This window comes from Streptomyces sp. DSM 42067 (genome assembly GCF_055792885.1).
The window spans coordinates 5084791-5095932 of record NZ_CM147706.1 but is presented as its reverse complement, the minus strand read 5'-3'; the positions used below and the strand labels follow the sequence as shown (position 1 = coordinate 5095932).

Below are 11142 nucleotides of genomic sequence, written 5' to 3'. Positions count from 1 at the left end.
AAGAGTCAGAAGAAGATGGAAAGGTTGTGGGTGCCGATCACCGTGAGATCCAGCAGGACCTCACGGCGCAGGAGGCGCAGCGCGCCGTCCTCCCTGCGCAAGCGGTCCTGCCGCTCACCCGAGAGCAACTGCGGCTGGGTCTGCTCCTGCCGTGTGCGGAAGATCAGCAGATTGCTGCGCACGCTCACGAGGTCCGCGTCCTCGGCGTCCTCGGCGTCCTCGGTGACCCTGACGCCGGTCACGAAGTGGCGGATACGGGACGGCGGGTCCTCCGCCCAGGCGTACGCGGTCTCGTTCCGCGCCACCCGGCTCTCCAGCGACCCGTACGTCTCGTCCAGGTGGAACGCCCCCGCCACGAACCCGGTCCCGCGCGCCCGCTCCACGGTCTGGCGGATCGGCACCTGGTACACCACATCGCGGCTGACCATCGCCTCCAGCCACTCGCGTTCCCGGTATGCGTCCAGCAGCTCGGCCTCGGTGTCCATCCACTCGACGACCTCGTTGTAGAGGGCGCTGCCCACCCTCACCCTGGCTCCAGTCCCGACCACGGGATCCCTCCCTTCCAAGATGAACACACTTTTGCATGCACTTTTGGCCACGGCAATAGGTCGCAGTTAATTGCTAGTTACATCCATCGGGGCCCGCTGGAGGGGGTGGCCCTGCCAGTCCTGCGAGCACGACTGACGAGTCGGATGCGGGGGCCACATGCGCTGACCCGTCGCTGTGCGCGAACACGAATGACCCGCGCCCAATAACAAGAGTTTTGTTAATCTGGCTCCATGGCCACCTCCCCCGTTCCCGGCGAAGGCCCCGTCCGTCCGGTCTCCGTCTCGCTCCACGAAGGCACCATCGCCGCCCTCAAGGCACGGACAGGCAAGCGAGGCATGTCCGCATACGTCGAAGCCCTCATCCAGCGCCAGCTGGAACGCGACCGACTGCGCGAACTCATCGAAGACGCAGAAGCCGGCCACGGCCCTGTCGACCAGGCCGCAGTCGAGGCCAAGCGAGCCATTCTGCGCGGAGACACGGCCGGCTCGGCGGACGCCGCGTGAGCGGCATGCTCGTCCTGGACTGCGAAGGACTGTCCAAACTCGTACGACGAACGCCCGAGCTCACCGAGTGGCTTGCCGCCGCCGAGGCAGAGGACATCCGCGTCGTCGCGAGCTCGGTAACACTCGTCGAAGCCCGCGACCCCAAGACCAACCAGGCACGCTTCGACTACGCCGTCTCCCGCGTGAACATCATCCCGCCCACCGAAGCCATCGCCCGCCACGCCAGCAAAATCCTCGCCGCAGCCGGGCTGCACGGCCACAAGTACGCCCTCGACGCGATCGTGGCCGCCACAGCACTCGCCTCACCCGCCCCGGTAACGATCCTGACCTCGGATCCCGAGGATCTACTGATCCTGTGCGGCCCTGGCATACGCGTCCTCAAGGTCTGACGCGACGCGGGGCCGTACAAAAACCCCAGCTCAGAAATCGTCTGAGCCGGGGTTAGATGGAGCCGCCTTCGGGATTCGAACCCGAGACCTACGCATTACGAGTGCGTTGCTCTGGCCATCTGAGCTAAGGCGGCTTGTCGCGATCACTATGCTGCGATCAGCGGCGTCGCCAAGTCTACACAGTTTCCGGGGGTGCTCCGCACACCCCCGGAGTCCACCGCCCCCTCCGTGCTACGAGCAGCGAGTTCCGTCCTTCGGGGCGGTTCCCTCGATCAGATAGCGGTTGATCGCGGAGTCGACGCACTCGCTCCCCCGGCCGTACGCCGTGTGGCCGTCTCCCTCGTACGTCAGGAGCCTGCCGGAGGAGAGCTGGTCGGCCAGGGCCTCGGCCCAGCGGTACGGGGTGGCGGGGTCGCGGGTGGTGCCGACGACCACGATGGGGGCCGCGCCGTTCGCCTCGATGCGGTGCGCCTTGCCCGTGGGCGCCACCGGCCAGTACGCGCAGTTCAGGGAGGACCAGGCAAGTCCCTCGCCGAAGACGGGGGACGCCTTCTCGAAAGCGGGGAGCGACTGCTCGACCTGCTCGGGCGAGGTGAAGGCGGCCGGAAGGTCGAGGCAGTTCACGGCGGCGTTGGCGAACATCAGGTTCGAGTACGAGCCTTTCTCGCCCCTCTCGTAGTAGCTGTCCGCCAGTGCCAGCAGGCTCGTGCCGTCCTTCTCCTTCATTGCCGCGGTGAGGGCGTCGCGCAGCTGGCCCCAGGCCCCCTCGTCGTACATCGCCGCGATCACACCGATCGTCGCCAGTGACTCCGTGAGCCTGCGTCCGTCCGTGGAGCCGCCGGCGAGAGGCTCGGCGTCCAGCTGCTGGAAGAAGGCCTTGAGGTTCTTGCCCGCGGCCTCCGCCGTCGTGCCCGGGCCGCCGAGTGGGCAGTCCTGGTGCTTCACGCAGTCCTCCGCGAAGGAGCGGAACGCGGTCTCGAATCCGGCGGTCTGCTCCTCGTTCAGCTGGCGTGCGGCCAGCGTCGGGTCCATCGCGCCGTCCAGCACCAGGCGGCCGACCCGCTCGGGATACAGCCCCGCGTATGTGGCACCCAGGAACGTTCCGTACGAGGCACCGACATACGTCAGCTTCTTGTCACCCAGCGCCGCGCGCAGGATGTCCATGTCGCGGGCCGCCTCGATCGTGGAGACATGCGGCAGGATCGTGCCCGACCTGCTCTCGCAGCCGCCCGCGAACTTCTTGAACGCGGCGGCCAGCTGGTCGGTCTCGCGCCGGTCGTCCGGAGTGATGTCGGTCTGCGTGTACGCGTCCATCTCGCGGCCGTCGAGACACTCGACGGGCTCGCTGCGCGCCACGCCGCGCGGGTCGACGGCCACCATGTCGTACCGCGCGCGGACCTCGGCCGGATAGCCGAGCGCCGCGTACGACTGGAGGTAACCCACCGCCGAGCCGCCCGGGCCGCCCGGGTTGACCAGCAGCGAACCGAGGCGTTTGCCCGGGCCCGTGGCCTTCTTGCGGGCTACGGCCAGCTTGATGTCGCCGGAGTCCGGCTTCTCGTAGTCGAGCGGGGCCTTCATCGTGGAGCACTCGAATCCGGGGACGCCGCAGTCGCGCCAGCGCAGCTCCTGGCCGTAGTACGCCGAGAGCGCGGTCGGCGTGGACCTGGGCAGCGCCGCCAGCGCGGCATCGGTCGTCGATCCGCCCGGCGAGCAGCCGGTGGCGAGCAGCCCGGCGGCGACGAGAAGGGCACCGGACGCCCGGAGCCCGTTTGCCTGGATGTGACGCATGGTGTTCATCAGGCGAGCCTAACTGTCCGCGATGGGATGAATGCACTACGTAGCCATCGGTGTCTTGCGAGTTGCTTCGGTCGGCGCCTCTCGCCTGTCGGGTTCCGTCGGCGGACGGGTCACGCAGCCCGCTGGCTCGCCCGGCGGCCGAGCATCAGCTCGGTCCCCGGTCAGCCCGGTCAGCCCGCCCGCAGGGCGACCGTCATCGCCTCCACCGCCAGCAGCGGCGCGACGTTGGTGTCGAGGGCCTCCCGGCACGCGACGATCGCCTCGATGCGACGCAGCGTCGACTCGGGCGAGGTGCTGCGGGCTATCCGCTCCACCGCGTCCTGCACCTCCGTGTTGGCGAGAGCGACTCGGGAACCGAGCTGCAGGGCGAGCACATCGCGGTAGAAGCCGGTCAGATCGACCAGGGCGAGGTCCAGGCTGTCGCGCTGGGTGCGGGTCCTGCGGCGCTTCTGCCTGTCCTCGAGCTCCTTCATCACACCTGCGGTGCCGCGCGGCATCCGGCCGCCCTGTCCCGCGCCGAGGGCCGCCTTCAGGTCCTCGGTCTCCTTCACGTCGACCTCTTCGGCGACCTGCCTGGCGTCCTCCGCCGCGGCGTCGATCAGCTCCTGGGCGGCCTTGAGGCAGCCGCCGATGTCGCCGACACGGATCGGCACCTTCAGCACGGCGGCGCGGCGCTCACGCGCCCGCTCGTCCGTCGCGAGGCGCCGGGCTCGCCCGATGTGCCCCTGCGTGGCGCGGGCCGCGGCGGCCGCGACGTCCGGCTCGATGCCGTCGCGCCGTACGAGTACGTCGGCCACCGCGTCCACCGAAGGCGTGCGCAGCGTGAGGTGACGGCAGCGCGAGCGGATGGTGGGCAGGACGTCTTCGAGGGACGGCGCGCACAGCAGCCACACCGTGCGGGGGGCGGGCTCCTCCACCGCCTTCAGCAGGACGTTGCCCGCACCCTCGGTGAGGCGGTCGGCGTCCTCCAGCACGATGACCTGCCAGCGGCCGCCTGCCGGCGACAGCTGGCACCGGCGTACGAGATCGCGGGTCTCCTTGACACCGATGGAGAGCAGGTCGGTGCGGACGACCTCGACGTCGGCATGGGTGCCCACCAGGGCCGTGTGGCAGCCGTCGCAGAACCCGCAGCCGGGGGCGCCGCCGAGCGCCCGGTCGGGGCTGACGCACTGGAGCGCGGCCGCGAAGGCACGGGCGGCCGTGGAGCGGCCTGAGCCGGGCGGGCCCGTGAACAGCCACGCGTGCGTCATCTTCGACGCCTCCGGGAGCGGGGCGTCCGAGGCGGCGGCGGTCACCAGAGCGTCGGCGTCACGGGCGGCAGCGGCGAGCTGGGCGCTCACCTTCTCCTGGCCGACCAGGTCGTCCCACACGCTCATGGGTCCACCGCCCTTTCGTCGTACTTCGGCTTGCCCGGTCCATTGTGGGGCTGCCCACTGACAGTGGCGGACCGCCGGACCGGCGGAGGGAGCCGAAGGCGTCAGCGGCGGCCCCTGCCCCACCGTCCGCCGTCGTTCCCGTCCTGGTCCTCCTGCGGTCCCAGCAGCTCGTCCGCCAGGGTCGGGAGGTCGTCCAGGGGAGTCTCCTCCGCCCAGTCGGACCGGGGGCGGCGCGCGCGGCCCTCGGCGTCGGCGCGGGGCAGCTCGTGGGTCCTGGCATTCGAACCGTCCGGCTGCGGCCCGTCCTGGCGCTCATCACGGAAGAAGCCCGGCGGCACCCGGTCGGCGGGGTCCTCGCCCTGCTGGTCATCGCGTACCGGAGGCAGAACAGCCGTCTCGTCCGCCGCACCCGCGGGCCCGGCGGGAGCCGCGGGCGGCTGCGGCAGCACCGCGGTCTCCTCCGCGTCCTGGCCGGTCCGGTCCTGGCCGGTCCGGTCCTGGCCGGGCCGGTCCTGGCCGGGCCGGTCCTGGCCGGGCCGGTCCTGGCCGGGCCGGTCCTGGCCGGGCCGGCCCGTCGCAGCGCCACCGTGCTGCACGGGAGGCAGCACAGCCGTCTCGTCCCCGGCACCCGGCGCCTGCACCGGCGGCAGCACCGCCGTCTCGTCCACCGGTCCGCCGGAGGCGTTGGTCGGCGTCACGATCGGAGTGGGCACCGTCCGCTCGTTGTCGGGCGAGACGCTGGAGGTCTCCGTGGCCTCCGTAGCCCCGCCTGCCGACTGCGCCGCGGACGCCGCCGAGGCAGCCGCCGCCTCCGCCGCCAGGCGCCGTGCCTCCTCGGCCCGCAGCAGCGCCTCTTCCGCCTTGCGCTGCTTCTCCATACGCCGCGCTTCGGCCTCCGCGCGCAACCGGGCCTCTTCCTCCGCCTGCCGGCGGAGACGCTCCTGCTCGGCTGCCCGCACCTGCTCCTCGGCCTGCCGCCGGGCGCGCTCCTCCTCCGCGAGGCGGCGGGCCTCCTCGGCGCGCTGCCGGGCCTCCTCCGCCTGGCGTTCGGCCTCGCGGCGCTGGGCCTCCTCGACCTCGCGGCGCTTGCGCTCCTCTTCCTCGGCGCGGAGCTTCGCCAGCTGCTCCTGGCGCTCGCGCTCCTGGCGCTCCTCCTCCGCCTTGCGCGCGGCCTCCTCCTCGGCCTTCCGCCGCGCCTCCTCCTCGGCGGCCTTGCGGGCCTCCTCCTGGGCCTTCACCTCGGCGGCGGAGAGCGGCAGCATCACGTCGAGCCGGTGCCGGATCACGGTCGTCACCGCCTCCGGCTCCTGAGCCGCGTCGACGACCAGGTAGCGGCCCGGATCGGCGGCAGCCATCGTCAGGAAACCGGACCGCACGCGCGCGTGGAACTCGGCAGGCTCCGACTCCAGACGGTCCGGCGCCTCCGTGAACCGCTCCCGCGCAGCCTCCGGCGAGACGTCCAGCAGGACGGTCAGATGCGGGACGAGCCCATCCGTAGCCCAGCGCGAGATACGGGCGATCTCGGTCGGAGACAGATCACGGCCCGCGCCCTGGTACGCCACAGAAGAATCGATGTAGCGGTCGGAGATGACGACGGCGCCGCGCTCCAGGGCGGGCCTGACGACCGTGTCGACGTGTTCGGCGCGGTCGGCCGCGTACAGCAGGGCCTCCGCCCGGTGCGACAGACCCGCGGACGACACGTCCAGCAGGATCGACCGCAGCCGCTTGCCGACCGGCGTCGCGCCGGGCTCACGCGTGACCACGACCTCATGGCCCTTCGCTCGGATCCACTCCGCGAGCGCCTCGGCCTGCGTCGACTTCCCGGCGCCGTCGCCACCTTCGAGGGCGATGAAGAAGCCGGAGGCGGCGGGCGCCTGGGCGGGGTCACCGCCACGCATCGCGTCCCGCAGATCGTGCCTCAGCGGCACCCCGGACCGGTCGTCGGTCTTCGCCAGCACCAGCGCGGCCACCGGCAGCAGCAGCGCCCCGACGAGCATCAGCGTGAACGCCGCGCCGCCGTGTGCGAACACGAACTTGCCGCCGGCCAGCCGATACGGCCCGATCGCCGCCGCCAGCACCGGCGCGGCCACGACGCCGAGCGCTACGCACACCCGTACGACCGCGTGCAGATGCTCGGTCGTACGCGCCCGCCGGTACTCCTCGGTCTCCTGGTCGAGCAGCGTGTGCCCGGTGTTCGCGGCGACACCCGCGGCGACGCCCGCGAGCACCATGATCAACCACACGCTCGTCACATCCGGCACGAGACCCGCGGCGAGCAGCGCCACGCCGGTGAGCGCCACGGCGAGCGCCAGCAGCCGGCGGCGCGACAGCGACGGCAGGACGGACGGCGCCGTACGGATGCCGACGACGGTGCCGCCTGTCAGCGCCAGCACCAGCAGCCCGTACAGCACCGGGCCGCCGCCCAGGTCCTTCGAGTGCAGGACCGCAACGGCGACCGCGGCCGCGATGGCCGTGGCGACCGCGGCACAAGCCAGCACCAGCAGCGGGATCGCCTTCGTACGTCCCTTGTCGACGCCGGAGCCCGTCTTGGGGCGGCGCAGGCCCTCGAGCGGCGAACGCGCGCGCGGCGTCTGCGCGTCGGGCAGTTCGAGGAAGTACAGAACGGACAGCGAGGCGGCGAACAGGCCCGCCGCCACGTAGGAGGCGAGGGCGGCCTGGTGCTGCCCGAACCAGGCGATGCCGGCGCCCAGCAGATTGCCGACGAGCGTGACCACGACGAGCGCGGCGGCGGCGATCGGCAGCGCCACGAAGCCGGTACGCAGCGACAGCCGCCGCAGCGCGTCCATGTGGTCCGGCAGCGGTCGCACCGCGGCGCCCTCGAGCGGCGGCGGGGGCAGCAGCGCGGGCGCCGCGCTCTCCCGGCACACCGTCCAGAAGCGTTCCGCGACGCCGGTCACGAAGGCGGTGACGAGCAGGAGGGCGAACGCGTTGTCCGGGGTCCAGTCGATCCACAGCGGAGCGACGATCAGCAGCGCGGCGCGCACGCCGTCCGAGCCGATCATGGTCCAGCGGCGGTCCAGGGGACCGCCAGGGGACGTGAGAGAAGTGAGCGGACCGAGCAGGACCGCCCCGAACAGCAGGGTCGCGAGGATCCGCGCCGCGAAGACGGCGGCGACTCCGAACGCCACGCCGCGGTAGCCGCCTCCGAACGAACTCTCGGAAATCGCTGCCTGGAGCACCAGCAGCACGAGGACGAGAAGGGCGAGTGCGTCCCCCACCCCGCCCACGAGCTGGGCACTCCACAACCGCTTCAACTGCGGCCCGCGCAACAGTGCGCGGACGGCGCGCTCTCGCGAATCTGCGACCAGGGCGTCGTCAGGGGCCGGATTCTGGGCCGGTGGCTGCTCGGCTCGCGTCATCCTGCAAGGGTATCCGGACGCGAGTACTCCCCGGAGGGGACCCGAACAGACTGACGCCCCGGCGCCGGGTGGCACCGGGGCGTCGCAGTTCAGCACGCAGGTCCGGAGACTGCTCTGTTCCGTACTGTGCGGCTGTTCAGTCGTCCGCGGCTACTCAGCCGTCCGCGCCTGCTCAGTCGTCCGCAGCCGAAGAAGCCGTCGCCTTCTTGGCGGTGGTCTTCTTCGCAGTGGTCTTCTTCGCAGCCGTCGTCTTGGCGGCCGTCGTCGTCTTCTTCGCAGCGGTCTTCTTCGCAGCGGTCTTCTTGGCGGCCGTCTTCTTCGCCGGTGCCTTCTTCGCGGCCGCCTTCTTGGCGGTCTTCTTGGCCGGGGCCTTCGCCCGCTTCTCGGCGAGCAGCTCGAAGCCACGCTCAGGCGTGATCGTCTCGACGCTGTCGCCGGACCGCAGCGTCGCGTTGGTCTCGCCGTCCGTGACGTACGGGCCGAAGCGGCCGTCCTTGACGACCACCGGCTTGCCGCTGACCGGGTCCTCGCCGAGTTCCTTCAGCGGCGGCTTGGCCGCGGCCCGCCCGCGCTGCTTGGGCTGGGCGTAGATCGCGAGGGCCTCGTCCAGCGTGATCGTGAAGAGCTGCTCTTCGTTCTCCAGGGAGCGCGAGTCCGTGCCCTTCTTCAGATACGGCCCGTAGCGCCCGTTCTGCGCGGTGATCTCGACGCCCTCGGCGTCCGTCCCGACGAGGCGCGGCAGCGACATCAGCCTGAGCGCGTCCTCGAGCGTCACCGTGTCGAGGGACATCGACTTGAAGAGCGAGGCCGTACGCGGCTTGACGGCGTTCTTGCCGGTCTTCGGGGTGCCCTCGGGGAGCACCTCGGTGACGTACGGGCCGTAGCGCCCGTCCTTCGCAACGATCTGATGACCGGTCTCCGGGTCCTTGCCCAGCTCGAAGTCGCCGCTGGGCTTGGCCAGCAGCTCCTCGGCGTACTCGACCGACAGCTCGTCCGGGGCCAGATCGTCCGGAACGTCCGCCCGCTGGTGGCCGTCGTTGTCGCGCTCGCCGCGCTCGATGTACGGGCCGTACCGCCCGACGCGCAGCACGATGTCGTTGCCGACGGGGAACGTCGACACCTCGCGGGCGTCGATCGCGCCCAGGTCGGTGACGAGCTCCTTGAGGCCGCCGAGGTGGTCGCCGTCGCCGTTACCGGCGTCCGCCGCACCACCGTGGCCCTCGCCCTCGCCGAAGTAGAAGCGCTTCAGCCACGGCACGGCCTGCGCCTCGCCCCGCGCGATGCGGTCGAGGTCGTCCTCCATCCTCGCGGTGAAGTCGTAGTCGACGAGCCGGCCGAAGTGCTTCTCCAGCAGGTTGACCACGGCGAAGGACAGGAAGGACGGGACGAGCGCGGTGCCCTTCTTGAAGACGTAGCCGCGGTCGAGGATCGTGCCGATGATCGACGCGTACGTCGACGGGCGGCCGATCTCGCGCTCTTCCAGCTCCTTGACCAGGCTGGCCTCGGTGTAACGAGCTGGCGGCTTGGTCGCGTGGCCGTCGACCGAGATCTCCTCGGCGGACAGCGCGTCACCCTCGGTGACCTGCGGCAGCCTGCGCTCACGGTCGTCGAGCTCGGCGTTCGGGTCGTCGGCGCCCTCGACGTACGCCTTGAGGAAGCCGTGGAAGGTGATCGTCTTGCCGGACGCGGTGAACTCGGCGTCCCGGCCGTCGCTCGCGCGGCCGCCGATCCTCACCGTCACGCTGTTTCCGACGGCGTCCTTCATCTGGGACGCGACGGTCCGCTTCCAGATCAGCTCGTAGAGCTTGAACTGGTCGCCGGTCAGACCCGTCTCGGCGGGGGTGCGGAAACGATCGCCCGAGGGGCGGATCGCCTCGTGCGCCTCCTGCGCGTTCTTGACCTTTCCGGCGTACGTGCGCGGCTGGGCCGGCAGGTAGTCGGCGCCGTACAGCTGCGTGACCTGCGCACGGGCGGCGGCGACAGCCGTGTCCGACAGCGTCGTGGAGTCCGTACGCATGTACGTGATGTAGCCGTTCTCGTACAGCTTCTGCGCGACCTGCATCGTGGCCTTCGCGCCGAAGCCGAGCTTGCGGCTCGCCTCCTGCTGGAGGGTCGTGGTGCGGAACGGAGCGTACGGCGAGCGGCGGTACGGCTTGGACTCGACCGAGCGCACCGAGAACTGCGTGTTCTCCAGCGCTGCGGCGAGCGCACGGGCGTTCGCCTCGTCGAGGTGGAGCGTGTCGGACTTCAGCTGCCCGAGCGAGTCGAAGTCACGGCCCTGAGCGACGCGCTTGCCGTCGACCGTGTTCAGGCGTGCGACCAGCGACGACGGGTCCGACGAGTCGCCGGGGCGGCCGGTCGCGAAGGTGCCGGTCAGGTCCCAGTACTCGGCGGAACGGAAGGCGATGCGCTCGCGCTCCCGCTCGACGACGAGCCTGGTCGCGACGGACTGGACACGGCCCGCCGACAGTCGCGGCATGACCTTCTTCCACAGGACCGGCGATACCTCGTAGCCGTAGAGGCGGTCGAGGATGCGGCGGGTCTCCTGGGCGTCGACCATGCGCTTGTTCAGGTCGCGCGGGTTCTCGACGGCCTCGCGGATCGCGTCCTTGGTGATCTCGTGGAAGACCATCCGGTGGACCGGGACCTTCGGCTTCAGCACCTCGAGGAGATGCCAGGCGATCGCCTCGCCCTCGCGGTCCTCATCGGTGGCGAGGAAGAGCTCGTCGGAGTCGCGGAGCAGGTCCTTGAGCTTCTTGACCTGGGCCTTCTTGTCGGCGTTCACGACATAGATCGGCTGGAAGTCGTGTTCGACATCCACGCCGAGGCGGCGCACCTCGCCGGTGTACTTCTCCGGCACCTCCGCGGCGCCGTTCGGAAGGTCGCGGATGTGCCCGACGCTCGCCTCGACGGTGTAGCCGGGGCCGAGGTAGCCCTTGATCGTCTTCGCCTTGGCAGGCGACTCGACGATGACGAGTCGGCGGCCGCCCTGTGCGGTCTCGCTGGTCGGGGACAACTTCGCTCTTCTCTCCGGTCGGCACTCGATGACTGTGCGGTACGTAGGGTGACGCTGCGGAGTGTGACGGTACATCCCGCCCCCGTGTCAAACGGGAAAAGCCCACAACGGCCACTCGAACGGTAACCCGAG

The 11142-nt window shown here is 71.0% G+C and carries 7 protein-coding genes and 1 tRNA gene; 2 read left to right on the top strand and 6 right to left on the bottom strand.

What is annotated here, in order from left to right; genetic code table 11:
• Positions 1 to 5: 5 nt before the first annotated feature.
• Positions 6 to 548: an aromatic-ring-hydroxylating dioxygenase subunit beta gene (locus ACSMXV_RS23370; protein ID WP_473173260.1), complete on the bottom strand. Its 543-nt coding sequence runs from the start codon at positions 546 to 548 to the stop codon at positions 6 to 8.
• Between the two features lie 231 nt (positions 549 to 779).
• Here ACSMXV_RS23370 and ACSMXV_RS23365 point away from each other — a divergent pair, with 231 nt between their 5' ends.
• Together ACSMXV_RS23365 and ACSMXV_RS23360 are read left to right on the top strand one after the other, a co-directional pair.
• On the top strand, positions 780 to 1052 hold the full coding sequence (locus tag ACSMXV_RS23365) for a hypothetical protein (protein ID WP_473173259.1): 273 nt from the start codon (positions 780 to 782) through the stop codon (positions 1050 to 1052).
• A complete protein-coding gene (locus tag ACSMXV_RS23360) occupies positions 1049 to 1441 on the top strand; it encodes a type II toxin-antitoxin system VapC family toxin (RefSeq protein WP_473173258.1) in 393 nt (130 codons plus the stop codon). The genes ACSMXV_RS23365 and ACSMXV_RS23360 overlap by 4 nt, the downstream gene beginning before the upstream one ends.
• 57 nt (positions 1442 to 1498) lie before the next feature.
• Here the strand turns inward: ACSMXV_RS23360 and ACSMXV_RS23355 are convergent.
• The 5 genes from ACSMXV_RS23355 to topA all read right to left on the bottom strand — a co-directional run bounded on the left by ACSMXV_RS23355 (position 1499) and on the right by topA (position 11010).
• Positions 1499 to 1575: transfer RNA gene (locus tag ACSMXV_RS23355), tRNA-Thr, on the bottom strand.
• Between the two features lie 97 nt (positions 1576 to 1672).
• Positions 1673 to 3238: an alpha/beta hydrolase gene (locus ACSMXV_RS23350; RefSeq protein WP_473173257.1), complete on the bottom strand. Its 1566-nt coding sequence runs from the start codon at positions 3236 to 3238 to the stop codon at positions 1673 to 1675.
• Between the two features lie 170 nt (positions 3239 to 3408).
• Complete coding sequence (locus ACSMXV_RS23345) at positions 3409 to 4614, bottom strand: DNA polymerase III subunit delta' (protein ID WP_473173256.1); 1206 nt, start codon at positions 4612 to 4614, stop codon at positions 3409 to 3411.
• A 101-nt stretch (positions 4615 to 4715) separates the two neighbouring features.
• The gene (tmk, locus tag ACSMXV_RS23340; protein ID WP_473173255.1) at positions 4716 to 7994 is read right to left on the bottom strand and encodes a dTMP kinase; all 3279 of its coding nucleotides are present in this window, start codon (positions 7992 to 7994) and stop codon (positions 4716 to 4718) included.
• A 172-nt stretch (positions 7995 to 8166) separates the two neighbouring features.
• Positions 8167 to 11010, bottom strand: a complete 2844-nt coding sequence (gene topA / locus ACSMXV_RS23335; RefSeq protein ID WP_473173254.1) for a type I DNA topoisomerase — start codon at positions 11008 to 11010, stop codon at positions 8167 to 8169.
• Positions 11011 to 11142: the final 132 nt, after the last annotated feature.

What these genes read in the sequence shown, in the direction of transcription:
- ACSMXV_RS23365 (WP_473173259.1), top strand. Translation starts at nt 780, where the DNA reads ATGGCCACCTCCCCCGTTCCCGGCGAAGGCCCCGTCCGTCCGGTCTCC.
- tmk (WP_473173255.1), bottom strand. Translation starts at nt 7,994, where the DNA reads ATGACGCGAGCCGAGCAGCCACCGGCCCAGAATCCGGCCCCTGACGAC.
- ACSMXV_RS23350 (WP_473173257.1), bottom strand. Translation starts at nt 3,238, where the DNA reads ATGAACACCATGCGTCACATCCAGGCAAACGGGCTCCGGGCGTCCGGT.
- ACSMXV_RS23345 (WP_473173256.1), bottom strand. Translation starts at nt 4,614, where the DNA reads ATGAGCGTGTGGGACGACCTGGTCGGCCAGGAGAAGGTGAGCGCCCAG.